The sequence below is a fragment of the Pseudomonas veronii genome (assembly GCF_002028325.1).
In the GTDB taxonomy this organism is placed as follows: Bacteria; Pseudomonadota; Gammaproteobacteria; order Pseudomonadales; family Pseudomonadaceae; genus Aquipseudomonas; species Aquipseudomonas veronii.
This window is the reverse complement of the sequence record NZ_CP018420.1, coordinates 6,180,767-6,198,477: the sequence shown is the minus strand read 5'-3', so window position 1 is coordinate 6,198,477 and position 17,711 is coordinate 6,180,767. Positions and strand designations below refer to the sequence as shown.

Genomic DNA, 17,711 nt, shown 5'->3' with positions numbered 1-17,711 from the left:
CTCTGCTCCGCCAGGAGGAAAGGCCTTGAAAGACCTACTGAATTTGCTGAAAAACCAGGGTCAAGTCGAAGAGTTCGACGCCATCCGTATTGGACTGGCATCGCCTGAGATGATCCGTTCGTGGTCGTTCGGTGAAGTTAAAAAGCCGGAAACCATCAACTACCGTACGTTCAAACCCGAGCGTGACGGCCTGTTCTGCGCCAAGATCTTTGGCCCGGTAAAGGATTACGAGTGCCTGTGCGGTAAGTACAAGCGCTTGAAGCACCGTGGTGTGATCTGCGAGAAGTGCGGCGTTGAAGTTGCACTGGCCAAGGTTCGTCGTGAGCGCATGGCGCACATCGAACTGGCTTCGCCGGTTGCCCACATCTGGTTCCTGAAATCGCTGCCGTCCCGTATCGGCTTGCTGATGGACATGACCCTGCGTGATATCGAACGCGTTCTCTACTTCGAGAGCTATGTCGTTATCGATCCAGGCATGACCACCCTTGAAAAAGGTCAGCTGCTGAACGACGAGCAGTACTTCGAAGCGCTGGAAGAGTTCGGCGACGATTTCGATGCCCGCATGGGTGCCGAAGCTGTCCGCGAACTGCTGCACGCTATCGACCTGGAACACGAGATTGGCCGTCTGCGTGAAGAAATTCCGCAAACCAACTCCGAAACCAAAATCAAGAAGCTGTCCAAGCGTCTGAAGTTGATGGAAGCCTTCCAGGGTTCCGGCAACTTGCCAGAGTGGATGGTGCTGACCGTTCTGCCGGTTCTGCCGCCAGACCTGCGTCCGCTGGTACCGTTGGACGGTGGTCGTTTCGCGACGTCCGACCTCAACGACCTGTACCGCCGCGTGATCAACCGTAACAACCGCTTGAAGCGCCTGCTCGATCTGTCCGCTCCGGACATCATCGTGCGCAACGAAAAGCGTATGTTGCAAGAAGCCGTCGATGCCCTGCTCGACAACGGTCGTCGTGGCCGCGCTATCACCGGTTCGAACAAGCGTCCTCTGAAATCCCTGGCTGACATGATCAAGGGTAAGCAAGGTCGTTTCCGTCAGAACTTGCTCGGTAAGCGTGTTGACTACTCCGGTCGTTCGGTAATTACCGTAGGCCCGACCCTGCGTCTGCACCAGTGCGGTCTGCCTAAGAAGATGGCCCTTGAGCTGTTCAAGCCGTTCATCTTCGGCAAGCTGGAAATGCGCGGTCTCGCGACCACGATCAAAGCGGCCAAGAAAATGGTCGAGCGCGAACTGCCAGAGGTTTGGGACGTTCTCGCTGAAGTGATCCGCGAACACCCGGTTCTCCTCAACCGTGCACCGACCCTTCACCGTCTGGGTATCCAGGCGTTTGAACCGGTACTGATCGAAGGTAAGGCTATCCAGCTGCACCCTCTGGTCTGTGCTGCGTACAACGCCGACTTCGACGGCGACCAAATGGCCGTGCACGTACCGCTGACACTGGAAGCCCAGTTGGAAGCGCGTGCGTTGATGATGTCGACCAACAACATCCTGTCGCCAGCCAACGGTGAGCCAATCATCGTTCCGTCGCAGGACGTTGTACTGGGTCTGTACTACATGACCCGTGAAGCGATCAACGCCAAGGGCGAAGGTCGTGTGTTCGCTGACCTGCAGGAAGTTGACCGTGTGTTCCGTGCCGGCGAAGCCGCACTGCACGCCAAGGTCAAAGTGCGGATTCACGAAACCGTGAACGACCGTGACGGCGGCAGCGTGAGCAATGTCCGTATCGTCGACACCACTGTCGGCCGTGCGCTGTTGTACCAGGTTGTGCCAAAAGGTTTGTCTTACGACGTCGTCAACCTGCCGATGAAGAAAAAGGCGATCTCCAAGCTGATCAACCAGTGCTACCGCGTGGTTGGTCTGAAAGAGACCGTGATCTTCGCTGACCAGTTGATGTACACCGGTTTTGCCTATTCGACCATTTCCGGCGTTTCCATCGGTGTTAACGACTTCGTTATCCCGGATGAAAAAGCCCGCATCATCAGTGCTGCCACCGATGAAGTGAAAGAGATCGAAAGCCAGTACGCCTCCGGCCTGGTAACCCAGGGCGAGAAGTACAACAAAGTGATCGACCTTTGGTCCAAGGCCAACGACGAAGTGTCGAAGGCGATGATGGCTAACCTCTCGAAAGAGAAGGTTATCGACCGTCATGGCGTAGAAGTCGATCAAGAGTCTTTCAACTCGATGTACATGATGGCCGACTCGGGCGCACGGGGTTCTGCTGCGCAGATCCGTCAGCTCGCCGGTATGCGTGGCCTGATGGCCAAGCCGGACGGTTCCATCATCGAAACGCCGATTACTGCGAACTTCCGTGAAGGTTTGAGCGTACTTCAGTACTTCATCTCTACTCACGGTGCTCGTAAAGGTCTGGCGGATACCGCGTTGAAAACCGCTAACTCCGGTTACCTGACTCGTCGTCTGGTAGACGTTGCACAAGATCTGGTTGTAACCGAGATCGATTGCGGCACCGAACACGGCCTGCTGATGACACCGCACATTGAAGGCGGTGACGTTGTAGAGCCGCTGGGTGAGCGCGTATTGGGTCGTGTTATTGCCCGTGACGTATTCAAGCCAGGTACCGAGGAAATTATCGTTCCTGCCGGCACCCTGGTTGACGAGAAGTGGGTCGAGTTCATCGAACTCAACAGCATCGACGAAGTGATCGTTCGCTCGCCGATCAGCTGCGAAACCCGCTTCGGCATTTGCGCCAAGTGCTATGGCCGTGACTTGGCTCGTGGTCACCAGGTGAACATCGGTGAAGCGGTCGGCGTTATCGCTGCCCAGTCCATCGGTGAGCCGGGTACCCAGCTGACCATGCGTACATTCCACATCGGTGGTGCGGCAAGCCGGACCTCCGCAGCCGACAGCGTTCAGGTGAAGAATGGCGGTACCGTCCGCCTGCACAACCTCAAGCACGTTGAGCGAGTGGATGGTTGCCTGGTTGCGGTGTCCCGTTCCGGTGAGCTGGCAATCGCTGATGACTACGGTCGTGAGCGTGAGCGCTACAAGCTGCCGTATGGTGCTGTGATTTCGGTTAAAGAAGGTGACAAGGTCGACGCTGGCGCAATCGTGGCCAAGTGGGATCCGCACACTCACCCAATCGTTACCGAAATGAAAGGTACCGTGACCTACGTGGGCATGGAAGAAGGCATCACGATCAAGCGTCAGACTGACGAATTGACCGGTATGACCAACATTGAAGTCCTCGACGCGAAAGATCGTCCAGCTGCCGGTAAAGACATCCGTCCTGCCGTGAAGATGGTCGATGACAACGGCAAGGATCTGTTGCTGCCAGGCACTGACGTAATCGCTCAGTACTTCCTGCCAGCCAACGCCCTGGTCGGTGTAGCGGATGGTGCGAAGATCGCGATCGGTGACGTTATCGCGCGTATCCCGCAAGAGACTTCGAAGACCCGTGACATCACCGGTGGTCTGCCGCGTGTTGCCGACTTGTTCGAAGCTCGTCGTCCGAAAGAAGCGTCGATTCTGGCTGAAGTCAGCGGCACCATCGCGTTCGGTAAAGAGACCAAGGGCAAGCGCCGTCTGGTCATTACCCCGAACGACGGTAGCGATCCGTATGAAGAGCTGATTCCGAAGTGGCGTCACCTGAACGTGTTCGAAGGCGAACAGGTAAACCGCGGCGAAGTTATCTCCGACGGTCCGAGCGATCCACACGACATCCTGCGTCTGCTGGGTGTGAGTGCGCTGGCCAAGTACATCGTTAACGAGATCCAGGACGTTTACCGTCTGCAAGGCGTGAAGATCAACGATAAGCACATCGAGACCATCCTGCGTCAGATGCTGCGTAAAGTTGAAATCGCTGAATCCGGCGATTCCAGTTTCATCAAGGGCGACCAGATGGAACTGACTCACGTACTGGTAGAAAACGAACGTCTGGCAGCCGACGAGAAATTTGTTTCCAAATTTACTCGTGTACTGCTGGGTATCACCAAGGCGTCGTTGTCCACTGAGTCGTTCATCTCGGCGGCCTCCTTCCAGGAGACCACTCGCGTACTGACCGAAGCAGCGGTAACCGGCAAGCGCGATTACCTGCGCGGCCTGAAAGAAAACGTGGTTGTGGGTCGTCTGATCCCAGCCGGTACCGGTTTGGCTTACCACAGCGAGCGCAAGCGCCGCCGTGATGCTGACAAGCCGTTGCGCGTAAGCGCCAGTGAAGTGGAAGCTGCACTGACCGAAGCGCTGAACTCAAGCGGTAACTGAGTTCTGCGATAAATAAGTCTGGGCCCTGGCAGCCCCCATTCGTCGGATCGAGGCAGTTTTGCCCCGGTTCGTTGAGAGGGGAGGTCGGGGCCTTGCCTTGACTGGGGGCAAGATCCTCTTTAGACTCTTGTACCCCTAAATTTGGCGGGAATTCGTTCCTGCCATTTTGCTTTTCTTGCAAGACAATAGCGTCGCAAGACAACAGTGGAGCTAGTAGATGGCAACTATCAACCAGCTGGTACGTCAGCCGCGTAAGCGTATCGTCGAGAAATCCGACGTACCTGCGCTGCAGAACTGCCCGCAACGTCGTGGCGTATGCACTCGCGTGTATACCACTACGCCGAAAAAACCTAACTCGGCACTGCGTAAAGTATGCCGTGTGCGTCTGACCAACGGTTTCGAGGTTTCCTCGTACATCGGCGGTGAAGGCCACAACCTGCAAGAGCACAGCGTGGTACTGATCCGCGGCGGTCGTGTAAAAGACTTGCCAGGTGTTCGTTACCACACCGTACGCGGCTCCTTGGATACTTCCGGCGTTAAAGGTCGTAACCAGGGTCGTTCGAAGTACGGTACCAAGAAGCCTAAGTAGTAGCGGCTTTTTGTAAAACTGAATCATCTTATTTTCTGAGTCGATAAGAGTAAGGTCGGAGGCGTCCCGAAAGGGCACCGATTCCGAGCGAACCTGAAGACCGTTTGAGGGCTTATCCATGCCAAGAAGACGCGTAGCAGCCAAGCGCGAAGTGCTTGACGATCCAAAATACGGAAGCCAAATCCTGGCCAAGTTCATGAACCACGTGATGGAAAGCGGCAAGAAAGCCGTTGCCGAGCGTATCGTTTATGGCGCGCTGGAAAAGGTTAAAGAACGCAAGAACAGCGACCCCCTGGAAATCTTCGAGAAAGCTCTCGACGCCATCGCTCCGCTGGTCGAAGTGAAGTCGCGCCGTGTAGGCGGTGCTACTTACCAGGTTCCGGTTGAAGTTCGTCCGTCCCGTCGTAACGCCCTGGCAATGCGCTGGTTGGTAGACTTCGCCCGTAAGCGTGGCGAGAAGTCTATGGCTCTGCGTTTGGCTGGCGAACTGTTGGACGCTGCTGAAGGTAAAGGCGCTGCTGTTAAGAAGCGTGAAGACGTGCACCGTATGGCTGAAGCTAACAAGGCTTTCTCGCACTACCGCTTCTAAATCCAGCGTCACTCAATTTGCGAGGGCTTTATGGCTCGTACTACACCGATTAATCGCTACCGTAACATTGGTATCGTTGCTCACGTGGATGCTGGTAAAACCACCACCACCGAGCGCGTCCTTTTTTACACCGGCAAAAGTCACAAGATGGGCGAGGTGCATGACGGCGCCGCGACCACAGACTGGATGGTTCAGGAGCAGGAGCGTGGTATTACCATTACTTCTGCTGCTATTACCGCCTTCTGGAAAGGTTCCGAGAAGCAGTACAAAGACGAGCACCGCTTCAACGTTATCGATACCCCGGGCCACGTAGACTTCACTATTGAAGTTGAACGTTCCCTGCGTGTACTCGACGGCGCTGTCGTTGTGTTCTGCGGTACCTCGGGTGTTGAGCCTCAGTCGGAAACCGTATGGCGTCAAGCCAACAAATACGGCGTTCCACGTCTTGTTTACGTAAACAAGATGGACCGTGCTGGTGCCAACTTCCTGCGCGTGATCGGTCAGATCAAGCAGCGTCTGGGTCACACTCCGGTGCCAATTCAATTGGCAATCGGTTCCGAAGATAACTTCCAGGGCCAGATCGATCTGATCGCCATGGAAGCCGTCTACTGGAATGACGCTGACAAAGGTATGGTTCCTGTTCGTAAGCCTATCCCTGCTGAACTGCAGGAGCTGGCTGACGAGTGGCGTAACAACATGGTTGAGGCTGCTGCCGAAGCCAGCGAAGAGCTGATGAACAAGTACCTCGAAGGTGAAGAGCTCACCAACGCGGAAATCAAGGCCGCTCTGCGTCAGCGTACTATCGCTGGTGAGATCGTCTTGGCTGTTTGTGGTTCTTCCTTCAAGAACAAGGGTGTTCCCCTGGTTCTCGACGCCGTTATCGACTACCTGCCTGCTCCAACCGACATTCCTGCTATCAAGGGTACCAACCCTGATAACGAGGAAGAAGAGATGGAGCGTCACGCCGATGACAGCGAGCCGTTCTCGGCTCTGGCGTTCAAGATCGCAACCGACCCATTCGTGGGTACCTTGACTTTCGTCCGCGTTTACTCGGGCGTGTTGGCCTCCGGCGACGGCGTGATCAACTCGGTTAAAGGTAAGAAAGAGCGCGTGGGTCGTATGGTGCAAATGCACGCAAACGCCCGTGAAGAGATCAAGGAAGTGCGCGCTGGTGACATCGCGGCCCTGATCGGCATGAAGGACGTCACCACTGGTGAAACTTTGTGCGACGCTGCTAAGCCAATCATCCTGGTTCGTATGGACTTCCCGGAGCCGGTTATTTCGGTTGCCGTAGAGCCTAAGACCAAGGATGACCAGGAAAAAATGGGTATCGCTCTGGGCAAACTTGCTCAGGAAGATCCATCTTTCCGCGTCAAGACTGATGAAGAGACTGGTCAAACGATCATCTCCGGCATGGGCGAGTTGCACCTGGACATCCTGGTTGACCGGATGCGCCGTGAGTTCAACGTCGAAGCCAACATCGGTAAGCCTCAGGTTTCCTATCGTGAGCGCATCACGAAGAACTGTGAAATCGAAGGCAAGTTCGTTCGTCAGTCCGGCGGTCGTGGTCAGTTCGGTCACTGCTGGATCCGTTTTGCTCCTGCTGACGAAGGTCAGGAAGGTCTGCAATTCGTGAACGAAGTAGTAGGTGGTGTTGTTCCTAAGGAATACATCCCTGCTATCCAGAAGGGTATCGAAGAGCAGATGAAGAACGGTGTTGTCGCCGGCTATCCGCTGATCGGCCTGAAAGCAACCGTTTTTGACGGTTCTTACCACGACGTCGACTCCAACGAGATGGCGTTCAAGGTGGCTGCTTCCATGGCAACCAAGCAACTGGCCCAGAAGGGCGGTGGTGAGTTGCTTGAGCCAATCATGGCGGTAGAAGTTGTTACACCTGAAGACTATATGGGTGATGTCATGGGCGACCTTAACCGTCGTCGCGGCATGATCTTGGGTATGGAAGACACGGTTTCCGGCAAAGTGATTCGCGCCGAGGTTCCGTTGGGTGAGATGTTCGGTTATGCGACCGACGTTCGCTCCATGTCCCAGGGTCGCGCAAGCTACTCTATGGAATTCAAAAAATACAACACAGCTCCGGCGCACATCGCTGAAACTGTATCCAAAAAACAAGGCTGATTCAGTCCTTTAGGCAAGGAGTTAATTGTCGTGGCTAAAGAAAAATTTGATCGTTCCCTACCGCACGTCAACGTTGGCACCATCGGTCACGTTGACCACGGTAAAACCACTCTGACTGCTGCTCTGACTCGCGTTTGCTCCGAAGTATTCGGTTCCGCAATCGTTGATTTCGATAAAATCGACAGCGCACCAGAAGAAAAAGCTCGTGGTATCACCATCAACACCGCGCACGTCGAGTACAACTCGAAGATTCGTCACTACGCTCACGTTGACTGCCCAGGTCACGCTGACTATGTGAAGAACATGATCACTGGTGCTGCCCAGATGGACGGCGCGATCCTGGTTTGCTCGGCCGCTGATGGTCCGATGCCACAAACCCGTGAGCACATCCTGCTGTCCCGTCAGGTAGGCGTTCCGTACATCGTGGTTTTCCTGAACAAGGCTGACCTGGTAGACGACGCTGAGCTGCTGGAACTGGTTGAGATGGAAGTGCGCGATCTGCTGAGCACTTACGACTTCCCAGGCGACGACACTCCGATCATCATCGGTTCTGCTCGTATGGCGCTGGAAGGCAAAGACGACAACGAAATGGGCACCACTGCCGTTCGTAAACTGGTTGAAACTCTGGACAGCTACATCCCAGAACCAGTTCGTCTGACCGACAAGCCATTCCTGATGCCAATCGAAGACGTATTCTCGATCTCGGGTCGCGGTACTGTTGTGACTGGTCGTATCGAGCGTGGTATCGTTCGCGTTCAAGACCCACTGGAAATCGTTGGTCTGCGTGACACCACCGTTACCACTTGCACCGGTGTTGAAATGTTCCGCAAGCTGCTCGACGAAGGTCGTGCTGGCGAGAACTGCGGCGTACTGCTGCGCGGCACCAAGCGTGATGACGTTGAACGTGGTCAGGTTCTGGTTAAGCCAGGTACCGTTAAGCCGCACACCAAGTTCACCGCAGAAGTTTACGTTCTGAGCAAGGAAGAAGGCGGTCGTCACACTCCGTTCTTCAAAGGCTACCGTCCACAGTTCTACTTCCGTACTACTGACGTGACTGGTAACTGCGAATTGCCAGAAGGCGTTGAAATGGTAATGCCAGGCGATAACATTCAAATGACTGTTACCCTGATCAAAACCATCGCAATGGAAGACGGTCTGCGCTTCGCTATCCGTGAAGGCGGCCGTACCGTTGGTGCTGGCGTTGTAGCTAAAATCATCGAGTAAGCTCTTTTTTGAGTTAGCTTCGAGGTTTTGAAAAAGCCCCCGCTCAGCGGGGGCTTTTTTTATTGGGTTGACACCTATCTGGGGCGTCTATAGAATTGCGCCTCCTTTTAACGGGCGTATTGCGCTCGCTGGGAATAGCAGCCGGAGTCTGAAATCCAATGCAAAATCAGCAAATCCGTATCAGGTTGAAGGCTTTTGACCATCGCCTGATCGACCAATCCACCCAGGAAATCGTGGAAACCGCGAAACGTACTGGTGCTCAAGTGCGTGGTCCAATTCCACTGCCTACCCGTAAAGAGCGGTTCACCGTTCTGGTCTCCCCGCACGTCAACAAAGACGCGCGTGACCAGTACGAGATCCGTACTCATAAGCGCGTACTGGACATCGTCCAGCCAACGGATAAAACCGTTGATGCACTTATGAAGCTTGATCTGGCGGCCGGTGTGGAAGTACAGATCAGCCTCGGCTAAGACTTGGGTCTTAGTCGTGTAACGCTCTGAAATGGGCGGCCATAGCGGGTGAAAGCCCCGTACACTCATGAGGTTTACAACATGACTATTGGTGTAGTCGGTCGTAAATGCGGTATGACCCGTATTTTCACCGAAGAAGGTGTCTCCATTCCGGTCACGGTCATTGAGATCGAACCGAATCGCGTCACCCAGTTCAAAACTGAAGAAACCGATGGCTATCGTGCAGTGCAAGTCACTGTCGGCGAGCGTCGTGCTTCGCGCGTGACTGCTGCTCAAGCAGGTCACTTCGCTAAAGCAAACGTTGCAGCTGGTCGCACTGTTATGGAGTTCCGTCTTGAAGAAGGCGACTACCAGGCTGGCGATCTGATCAACGCTGAAATCTTCGCCGCTGGTCAACTGGTTGATGTAACCGGTCAGTCCAAGGGTAAAGGCTTCCAGGGTACGATCAAGCGTTGGAATTTCCGTGGCCAAGACAACACTCACGGTAACTCCGTTTCCCACCGCGTCCCGGGCTCTATTGGCCAGTGCCAGACTCCTGGTCGTGTATTCAAGGGCAAAAAAATGTCCGGTCATATGGGCGCTGAGCGCGTGACCGTGCAGTCCCTCGAAGTAGTGCGCGTCGACGCTGAACGCAATCTGTTGTTGGTCAAGGGTGCTGTTCCTGGCGCTACTGGCGGCAACCTGGTTGTACGTCCAGCGGCCAAGGCTCGCGGTTAAGGGGAAGCTGACATGCAATTAAATGTAAATGACGCTCAAGCGATCGAAGTTTCCGAACTGACATTTGGCGGCGAATTCAACGAGACGCTCGTTCACCAAGCAGTCGTGGCCTACATGGCCGGCGGCCGTCAAGGTAGCAAGCAGCAAAAGACCCGTTCCGACGTTCGTGGTGGCGGTAAGCGCCCTTGGCGTCAGAAAGGTACTGGCCGTGCTCGTGCCGGTACTATCCGTAGCCCAATCTGGCGCGGCGGCGGTACCACTTTCGCAGCTCGTCCGCAGGATCACACTCAGAAGCTCAACAAGAAGATGTACCGCGCAGCACTGCGCTCCATCCTTGCTGAACTCGTGCGTACTGATCGTCTGGTCGTGGTTCAGGACTTCGCTGTTGAAGCACCGAAAACCAAAGATCTGCTGAACAAGCTGAACGGCATGGGCCTGACTGACGTCTTGATCGTGTCTGAAGCTGTTGATCAGAACCTGTACCTGGCTGCTCGCAACCTGCCACACGTTGATGTACGTGACGTGCAAGGTTCCGATCCAGTTAGTCTGATCGCATACGACAAGGTGTTGATCACCGTGTCGGCCGTGAAGAAATTCGAGGAGCTGCTGGGATGAACCAGGAACGCGTATTTAAAGTTCTGCTTGGCCCGCACGTTTCCGAAAAGGCTACGGTTCTGGCTGACAAGAAAGGCCAGTTCGTTTTCAAGGTTGCAACTGACGCAACCAAGCTGGAAATCAAGAAGGCCGTCGAAAGCCTGTTCAGCGTGAAAGTAGAGCGTGTTACTACCCTGAATGTTCTGGGTAAGAGCAAGCGCACTGCTCGCGGTCTGGGCAAGCGTAATGACTGGAAGAAGGCAGTTATCTCCCTTCAGCCAGGCCAAGATCTCGATTTCAGCAGCAGTGCTGAGTAAGGAAGGGGTGCATCATGGCAATCGTTAAATGCAAACCGACTTCCCCTGGCCGCCGTTTTGTGGTCAAGGTGGTCAACCAGGAGCTGCATAAAGGCGCTCCTCACGCACCGCTGCTCGAGAAGAAATCGAAGACTGGTGGTCGTAACAACAATGGTCGCATTACCACTCGTCACATCGGTGGTGGCCATAAACAGCATTATCGTCTGGTCGACTTCCGTCGCAACGACAAAGATGGCATCGCTGCCACTGTCGAGCGTATCGAATACGATCCAAACCGTACTGCTCACATCGCTCTGCTGCTGTACGCAGATGGCGAGCGTCGCTACATCATCGCCCCTAAAGGCGTGAGTGCTGGTGACCAGCTGATCGCAGGTGCTCTGGCACCGATCAAGCCGGGCAACGCTCTGCAACTGCGTAACATTCCAGTTGGTAGCACCGTACACGGCATCGAATTGAAGCCAGGTAAAGGCGCGCAAATCGCTCGTTCCGCTGGTGCTTCGGCTCAGCTGATCGCTCGTGAAGGTGTCTACGTGACCCTGCGTCTGCGTTCTGGTGAGATGCGTAAAGTGCTGGCTGAATGCCGCGCGACCCTGGGTGAAGTCTCGAACTCCGAGCACAGCCTGCGTTCGCTGGGTAAAGCTGGTGCCAAACGCTGGCGTGGCGTTCGCCCAACCGTTCGTGGTGTTGCCATGAACCCGGTTGACCACCCACACGGTGGTGGTGAAGGTCGTACCTCTGGTGGTCGTCATCCGGTATCGCCATGGGGCTTCCCGACTAAGGGCGCGAAGACTCGTGGTAATAAGCGTACCGACAAAATGATCGTCCGTCGTCGCAAGTAAATAGAGGGATACGACAGTGCCACGTTCTCTGAAAAAAGGTCCTTTTATTGATCTTCACCTACTGAAGAAGATCGAAGTGGCGGCGGAAAAGAACGATCGCAAACCAGTTAAGACCTGGTCGCGTCGTTCGATGATCCTGCCACAAATGGTCGGTCTGACCATCGCAGTACACAACGGTCGTCAACACGTCCCAGTTCTCGTTAACGAAGACATGGTCGGCCACAAACTAGGCGAGTTTGCCGGTACCCGCACTTATCGTGGGCACGTGGCAGACAAGAAAGCCAAGCGTTAAGGGGTAAGGAAATGGAAGTAGCCGCTAAGTTGTCGGGCGCTCGAATCTCCGCCCAGAAAGCCCGCTTGGTCGCCGACCAGATCCGCGGGAAGAAGGTGGGCGAAGCGCTCAACCTGTTGGCTTTCAGCAGTAAGAAAGCCGCCGAGATCATGAAGAAAGTGCTGGAGTCGGCCGTAGCCAACGCCGAGCATAACGAAGGCGCAGACGTTGATGACCTGAAGGTCAGCACCGTTTTCGTCAACGAAGGGCGTTCGCTGAAGCGTATCATGCCGCGTGCCAAAGGCCGTGCTGATCGCATCGTCAAGCGGTCTTGCCATATCACTGTCAAGGTTGCTGACAAGTAACGGAGTCGAAGAGATGGGTCAGAAAGTACATCCCATTGGCATTCGCCTGGGAATCGTCAAGGAGCACACCTCCGTCTGGTACGCAGACGGTCGGACTTATGCGGACTATTTGTTCGCTGATCTGAAGGTGCGTGAGTATCTCCAAGACAAACTAAAAAGCGCGTCCGTAAGCCGTATCGATATCCATCGTCCGGCACAAACTGCACGTATCACCATCCACACCGCTCGTCCAGGTATCGTTATCGGGAAGAAAGGTGAAGATGTTGAGAAACTGCGTCAGGACCTGACCAAGCAAATGGGTGTGCCTGTGCACATCAATATCGAAGAGATCCGCAAGCCGGAGCTCGACGGTATGCTGGTTGCGCAGAGCGTAGCTCAGCAGCTGGAGCGTCGCGTCATGTTCCGTCGCGCTATGAAGCGCGCCGTACAGAACGCCATGCGTATTGGTGCCAAAGGCATCAAAATCCAAGTGAGCGGTCGTCTCGGCGGTGCTGAAATCGCACGTACTGAATGGTATCGCGAAGGTCGTGTGCCACTGCACACCCTGCGTGCCGACATCGACTATGCCAACTACGAAGCTCACACCACTTATGGTGTGATCGGTGTAAAGGTTTGGATCTTCAAAGGCGAAGTAATTGGTGGTCGCCAAGAAGAACTGAAACCACAAGCACCAGCGCCTCGTAAAAAAGCTGCTAAGTAAGGGGTACGCCAAATGTTGCAACCAAAGCGTACGAAGTTCCGCAAGCAGATGACAGGCCACAACCGTGGTCTGGCTCAGCGCGGTAGCAAAGTCAGCTTCGGCGAATTCGCGCTGAAGTCTGTAGCTCGTGGTCGTCTCACCGCTCGTCAGATCGAGTCAGCGCGTCGTGCTCTGACCCGTCACGTAAAACGTGGCGGCAAGATCTGGATCCGTGTATTCCCGGACAAGCCGATCTCCAAAAAGCCCCTCGAAGTTCGGATGGGTAAAGGTAAGGGTAACGTGGAATACTGGGTAGCCCAGATTCAGCCAGGCAAAGTCCTGTATGAAATCGAGGGTGTAACTGAAGAGCTGGCGCGTGAGGCTTTTGCCCTGGCTGCTGCAAAGCTGCCGCTCGCCACCGCCTTTGTTAAACGGACGGTGATGTGATGAAAGCGAATGAACTTCGTGAAAAATCCGCACAGCAGCTGAACGAGCAACTGCTCGGCCTGCTGCGCGACCAGTTCAATCTGCGCATGCAGAAAGCAACTGGCCAGTTGGGGCAGTCTCATCTGCTCTCGCAAGTTAAGCGTGACATCGCTCGCGTGAAGACTGTGCTCAACCAGCAGGCAGGTAAGTGATCATGGCTGAAGCCGAAAAGACTGTCCGTACGCTGACTGGCCGTGTTGTCAGCGACAAGATGGACAAAACCATCACCGTTTTGATCGAGCGTCGCGTTAAGCACCCGATCTACGGTAAATATGTTAAGCGTTCGACTAAGCTGCACGCGCACGACGAAACCAACCAGTGCCACATCGGCGACAAAGTCACTATTCGTGAAACTCGTCCGCTGGCCAAGACCAAGTCTTGGGCACTGGTTGATGTTCTCGAACGCGCTGTGGAAGTCTAAGGACTAGGGGTCGGAGAAATTATATGATTCAGACTCAATCCATGCTCGATGTGGCCGATAACAGCGGCGCTCGCCGTGTTATGTGCATCAAGGTGCTGGGTGGCTCCCATCGTCGTTACGCTGGTATCGGTGACATCATCAAAGTTACCGTGAAGGAAGCAATTCCTCGCGGTAAAGTGAAAAAAGGCCAAGTGATGACTGCTGTTGTAGTCCGCACTCGTCACGGCGTTCGCCGTGCAGATGGCTCCATTATCCGCTTTGATGGCAACGCTGCTGTTCTTCTGAACAACAAGCAAGAGCCGATCGGCACCCGTATCTTTGGGCCAGTGACCCGTGAACTTCGTACTGAGAAGTTCATGAAGATCGTCTCGCTCGCCCCAGAAGTGCTGTAAGGAGATCCGACATGCAAAAGATTCGTCGTGACGACGAGATCATCGTGATCGCCGGCAAAGACAAAGGTAAGCGCGGTAAGGTGCTGAAGGTTCTCGCTGACGACCGTCTGGTCGTCGGTGGTCTGAACCTGGTCAAGCGTCATACCAAGCCTAACCCTATGTCGGGCGTACAAGGCGGTATCGTCGAGAAAGAAGCGCCACTGCACGCTTCTAACGTCGCCATCTTCAACGGCGAAACCAACAAGGCTGACCGCGTTGGTTTCAAAGTAGAAGACGGTAAGAAAATTCGTGTCTTCAAGTCGACCCAAAAAGCGGTTGATGCTTGAACACTGCTAGGTAGATAAGACCATGGCACGACTACAAGAGATTTACCGGAAGGAAATCGCCCCCAAGCTTAAGGAAGAACTTAAGCTCGGGAACGTGATGGAAGTTCCGCGCGTTACCAAAATCACCCTGAACATGGGTCTGGGCGAAGCGATCGGCGACAAAAAAGTCATCGAGCACGCTGTTGCTGACCTGGAAAAGATCACCGGTCAAAAAGTCGTTGTGACTTACGCTCGGAAATCCATCGCTGGCTTTAAAGTCCGTGAAGGTTGGCCGATCGGCGTCAAAGTGACTCTGCGCCGTGAGCGTATGTACGAATTCCTGGATCGTCTGCTGTCGATCTCCCTGCCTCGGGTCCGCGACTTCCGCGGCCTGAATGCCAAGTCCTTCGATGGTCGTGGTAACTACAGCATGGGCGTGAAAGAGCAGATCATCTTCCCGGAAATCGACTACGACAAGATCGATGCTCTCCGCGGTCTGGACATCACCCTGACCACCACTGCCAAGAACGATGATGAAGGTCGCGCCCTGTTGCGTGCTTTCAAATTCCCGTTCCGCAACTGATTGGAGTAGGACCATGGCCAAGATGAGCATGAAAAACCGCGAGCTGAAACGTCAGCTCACGGTTGCCAAGTACGCCAAGAAGCGTGCAGCACTGAAAGCAATCATCGTTGATCTGAACGCAAGTCCAGAAGCACGTTGGGAAGCCACAGTAGCTCTGCAGAAGCAGCCACGTGACGCAAGCGCCTCGCGCATGCGTAACCGCTGCCGCCTGACCGGTCGTCCACACGGCGTTTACCGCAAGTTCGGCCTCGGCCGTAACAAACTGCGTGAAGCGGCAATGCGTGGTGACGTACCAGGTCTGGTTAAAGCCAGCTGGTAAGTACTTTCAAAGTCCGGGCGGTCTGAATCGCAAGATACTGACCGCCGGTACCTTGAATCTGGAACAAGCCCCTTTTGGGGCTTGTTTCATTTCCGGAGTGTGTCTAGAATACCCGGCTCGCCTGAGCCCGTGTTTTCTATGCCCGGAGATACTCAGCGACATATGTAGCCGCAAGGCTAATTTTTTTGTATTAGGAGCGTCTAGCCCATGAGTATGCAGGACCCGTTAGCGGACATGCTAACTCGTATCCGTAATGCCCAGATGGCTGAAAAGTCCGTCGTAAGCATGCCATCTTCCACGTTGAAGGTAGCTGTTGCCAAAGTCCTGAAAGACGAAGGCTACATTGCGGGTTATCAGATCAGCAGCGAAATCAAACCACTGCTGTCCATCGAGCTGAAGTACTTCGAAGGCCGTCCGGTCATCGAGGAAGTGAAGCGCGTTAGCCGTCCAGGCCTGCGTCAGTACAAGTCCGTTGAAGATCTGCCGAAAGTTCGTGGCGGTCTTGGCGTGTCTATCGTCTCCACCAACAAAGGTGTGATGACGGATCGTGCTGCGCGCGCTGCCGGTGTCGGCGGCGAAGTTCTTTGCACTGTGTTCTAAGGGGGGATAAGCATGTCTCGCGTCGCTAAGAACCCCGTTAAGCTGCCAGCCGGTGTCGAAGTAAAATTCGCAGGCCAACAGCTTTCGGTGAAGGGTGCCAAGGGTACTCTTGAACTGAACATCCATTCGTCCGTTGAGATCGTTGAAGAAGCTGGTGAGCTGCGTTTCGCTGCTCGCAATGGCGATCAACAAACTCGCGCAATGGCCGGTACCACGCGTGCGTTGGTAAACAACATGGTCCAAGGCGTAAGCCAAGGCTTCGAGCGTAAGCTCCAGCTGGTCGGTGTTGGTTACAAAGCGCAAGCAAAAGGCACGGTTTTGAACCTGGCCCTTGGCTTCTCGCACCCAGTGGATTACGAACTGCCGGAAGGCATCACCGCTGAGACCCCTAGCCAAACCGATATCCTGATCAAGGGCATCGATAAGCAGCTGGTAGGTCAGGTGGCCGCTGAGATCCGCGACTTCCGTCCACCAGAGCCGTACAAAGGCAAAGGTGTGCGCTACGCGGACGAAGTCGTCCGTCGTAAAGAAGCCAAGAAGAAGTAGGGCATAGCAAATGACCGACAAAAAAGTTACTCGACTGCGTCGCGCTCGCAAAGCACGCCTGAAAATGCACGAACTCGAAGTCGTGCGTCTCTGCGTGTTCCGCTCGTCGCAGCACATCTACGCCCAGGTCATCTCGGCCGACGGCAACAAAGTCCTGGCAAGCGCCTCGACTTTGGATAAAGAACTGCGTGATGGTGCCACCGGCAACATCGACGCGGCCACTAAGGTTGGCCAGCTGGTCGCTACGCGTGCTAAAGCCGCTGGCGTCTCGCAGGTGGCTTTCGACCGCTCTGGCTTCAAGTATCACGGTCGCGTCAAGGCGCTGGCTGATGCTGCTCGTGAAGCTGGGCTGGAGTTCTAAGTTATGTCAAATAACGACCAAAAGCGCGACGAAGGCTACATTGAGAAGCTGGTTCAAGTTAACCGCGTAGCCAAAACCGTTAAAGGCGGCCGTATCTTCACTTTCACCGCGTTGACCGTGGTGGGTGATGGTAAAGGGCGCGTTGGCTTCGGCCGTGGCAAGTCACGTGAAGTGCCTGCTGCGATCCAGAAGGCAATGGAAGCTGCTCGTCGCAACATGATCCAAGTTGATCTGAACGGCACCACTCTGCAGTACGCAATGAAGTCCGCCCATGGCGCTTCGAAGGTGTACATGCAGCCTGCTTCTGAAGGTACCGGTATCATCGCTGGCGGCGCTATGCGTGCTGTCCTCGAAGTTGCTGGCGTTCAGAACGTTCTGGCCAAGTGCTACGGCTCGACTAACCCAGTAAACGTGGTTCACGCCACTTTCAAGGGTTTGAAAGCAATGCAGTCTCCTGAATCCATTGCCGCCAAGCGTGGCAAAAGCGTCAAGGAGATCTTCTGATCATGGCTACCGTTAAAGTAACGCTGATCAAAAGCATGACCGGCCGCATCCCTAACCACAAATTGTGCGTTAAGGGTTTGGGTCTGCGTCGCATCGGTCACACTGTAGAAGTCCAGGATACTCCCGAGAATCGCGGGATGATCAACAAGGCTTACTACATGCTGCGTGTCGAGGGTTAA

25 protein-coding genes are annotated in these 17,711 nt (G+C 54.8%); all 25 read left to right on the top strand.

What is annotated here, in order from left to right:
* Positions 1-25: 25 nt before the first annotated feature.
* The 25 genes from rpoC to rpmD all read left to right on the top strand — a co-directional run bounded on the left by rpoC (position 26) and on the right by rpmD (position 17,711).
* Complete coding sequence (rpoC, locus tag PverR02_RS28495; RefSeq protein WP_017848799.1) at positions 26-4,225, top strand: DNA-directed RNA polymerase subunit beta'; 4,200 nt, start codon at positions 26-28, stop codon at positions 4,223-4,225.
* 217 nt (positions 4,226-4,442) lie between these two features.
* Entirely contained in the window at positions 4,443-4,814 is a 372-nt protein-coding gene (gene rpsL, locus PverR02_RS28490) for a 30S ribosomal protein S12 (RefSeq protein ID WP_002555494.1), read from the top strand.
* A gap of 118 nt (positions 4,815-4,932) precedes the next feature.
* Complete coding sequence (rpsG, locus tag PverR02_RS28485; RefSeq protein WP_002555493.1) at positions 4,933-5,403, top strand: 30S ribosomal protein S7; 471 nt, start codon at positions 4,933-4,935, stop codon at positions 5,401-5,403.
* Positions 5,404-5,433: 30 nt separating this feature from the next.
* Positions 5,434-7,539: an elongation factor G gene (gene fusA / locus PverR02_RS28480; protein ID WP_017848800.1), complete on the top strand. Its 2,106-nt coding sequence runs from the start codon at positions 5,434-5,436 to the stop codon at positions 7,537-7,539.
* 30 nt (positions 7,540-7,569) lie between these two features.
* Entirely contained in the window at positions 7,570-8,763 is a 1,194-nt protein-coding gene (gene tuf, locus PverR02_RS28475; RefSeq protein WP_017848801.1) for an elongation factor Tu, read from the top strand.
* Between the two features lie 158 nt (positions 8,764-8,921).
* Complete coding sequence (gene rpsJ, locus PverR02_RS28470; protein WP_003186070.1) at positions 8,922-9,233, top strand: 30S ribosomal protein S10; 312 nt, start codon at positions 8,922-8,924, stop codon at positions 9,231-9,233.
* Between the two features lie 81 nt (positions 9,234-9,314).
* The gene (gene rplC / locus PverR02_RS28465) at positions 9,315-9,950 is read left to right on the top strand and encodes a 50S ribosomal protein L3 (RefSeq protein ID WP_007253310.1); all 636 of its coding nucleotides are present in this window, start codon (positions 9,315-9,317) and stop codon (positions 9,948-9,950) included.
* Between the two features lie 12 nt (positions 9,951-9,962).
* Complete coding sequence (gene rplD, locus PverR02_RS28460) at positions 9,963-10,565, top strand: 50S ribosomal protein L4 (protein WP_003210082.1); 603 nt, start codon at positions 9,963-9,965, stop codon at positions 10,563-10,565.
* Entirely contained in the window at positions 10,562-10,861 is a 300-nt protein-coding gene (gene rplW / locus PverR02_RS28455) for a 50S ribosomal protein L23 (protein ID WP_002555488.1), read from the top strand. Before rplD ends, rplW begins: the two co-directional genes overlap by 4 nt.
* Positions 10,862-10,875: 14 nt before the next feature.
* The gene (gene rplB, locus PverR02_RS28450) at positions 10,876-11,700 is read left to right on the top strand and encodes a 50S ribosomal protein L2 (protein WP_003210080.1); all 825 of its coding nucleotides are present in this window, start codon (positions 10,876-10,878) and stop codon (positions 11,698-11,700) included.
* Positions 11,701-11,716: 16 nt separating this feature from the next.
* A complete protein-coding gene (gene rpsS / locus PverR02_RS28445; protein WP_002555486.1) occupies positions 11,717-11,992 on the top strand; it encodes a 30S ribosomal protein S19 in 276 nt (91 codons plus the stop codon).
* An 11-nt stretch (positions 11,993-12,003) separates the two neighbouring features.
* Entirely contained in the window at positions 12,004-12,336 is a 333-nt protein-coding gene (gene rplV / locus PverR02_RS28440) for a 50S ribosomal protein L22 (RefSeq protein ID WP_003103908.1), read from the top strand.
* 13 nt (positions 12,337-12,349) lie between these two features.
* On the top strand, positions 12,350-13,036 hold the full coding sequence (gene rpsC / locus PverR02_RS28435) for a 30S ribosomal protein S3 (RefSeq protein ID WP_003176422.1): 687 nt from the start codon (positions 12,350-12,352) through the stop codon (positions 13,034-13,036).
* Positions 13,037-13,048: 12 nt separating this feature from the next.
* Complete coding sequence (gene rplP, locus PverR02_RS28430; RefSeq protein ID WP_003232424.1) at positions 13,049-13,462, top strand: 50S ribosomal protein L16; 414 nt, start codon at positions 13,049-13,051, stop codon at positions 13,460-13,462.
* On the top strand, positions 13,462-13,653 hold the full coding sequence (gene rpmC / locus PverR02_RS28425; protein WP_002555481.1) for a 50S ribosomal protein L29: 192 nt from the start codon (positions 13,462-13,464) through the stop codon (positions 13,651-13,653). Before rplP ends, rpmC begins: the two co-directional genes overlap by 1 nt.
* A gap of 2 nt (positions 13,654-13,655) precedes the next feature.
* The gene (gene rpsQ, locus PverR02_RS28420) at positions 13,656-13,922 is read left to right on the top strand and encodes a 30S ribosomal protein S17 (protein WP_003176419.1); all 267 of its coding nucleotides are present in this window, start codon (positions 13,656-13,658) and stop codon (positions 13,920-13,922) included.
* A 23-nt stretch (positions 13,923-13,945) separates the two neighbouring features.
* Complete coding sequence (gene rplN, locus PverR02_RS28415) at positions 13,946-14,314, top strand: 50S ribosomal protein L14 (RefSeq protein WP_002555479.1); 369 nt, start codon at positions 13,946-13,948, stop codon at positions 14,312-14,314.
* An 11-nt stretch (positions 14,315-14,325) separates the two neighbouring features.
* Positions 14,326-14,640: a 50S ribosomal protein L24 gene (gene rplX, locus PverR02_RS28410; RefSeq protein WP_007896770.1), complete on the top strand. Its 315-nt coding sequence runs from the start codon at positions 14,326-14,328 to the stop codon at positions 14,638-14,640.
* Between the two features lie 22 nt (positions 14,641-14,662).
* Positions 14,663-15,202, top strand: coding sequence for a 50S ribosomal protein L5 (gene rplE, locus PverR02_RS28405; RefSeq protein WP_003194642.1), 540 nt, complete (start codon positions 14,663-14,665; stop codon positions 15,200-15,202).
* A 13-nt stretch (positions 15,203-15,215) separates the two neighbouring features.
* The gene (gene rpsN, locus PverR02_RS28400; RefSeq protein WP_003176414.1) at positions 15,216-15,521 is read left to right on the top strand and encodes a 30S ribosomal protein S14; all 306 of its coding nucleotides are present in this window, start codon (positions 15,216-15,218) and stop codon (positions 15,519-15,521) included.
* Positions 15,522-15,728: 207 nt separating this feature from the next.
* Positions 15,729-16,121: a 30S ribosomal protein S8 gene (gene rpsH / locus PverR02_RS28395; RefSeq protein WP_017848802.1), complete on the top strand. Its 393-nt coding sequence runs from the start codon at positions 15,729-15,731 to the stop codon at positions 16,119-16,121.
* A gap of 12 nt (positions 16,122-16,133) precedes the next feature.
* Positions 16,134-16,667 (top strand): 50S ribosomal protein L6, encoded by a 534-nt coding sequence (gene rplF / locus PverR02_RS28390; protein ID WP_003176412.1) that lies wholly within the window; start codon positions 16,134-16,136, stop codon positions 16,665-16,667.
* Between the two features lie 10 nt (positions 16,668-16,677).
* The gene (gene rplR / locus PverR02_RS28385; RefSeq protein WP_003186037.1) at positions 16,678-17,028 is read left to right on the top strand and encodes a 50S ribosomal protein L18; all 351 of its coding nucleotides are present in this window, start codon (positions 16,678-16,680) and stop codon (positions 17,026-17,028) included.
* A gap of 3 nt (positions 17,029-17,031) precedes the next feature.
* Positions 17,032-17,532, top strand: a complete 501-nt coding sequence (gene rpsE, locus PverR02_RS28380; RefSeq protein WP_003186035.1) for a 30S ribosomal protein S5 — start codon at positions 17,032-17,034, stop codon at positions 17,530-17,532.
* Between the two features lie 2 nt (positions 17,533-17,534).
* A complete protein-coding gene (gene rpmD / locus PverR02_RS28375; RefSeq protein WP_003176408.1) occupies positions 17,535-17,711 on the top strand; it encodes a 50S ribosomal protein L30 in 177 nt (58 codons plus the stop codon).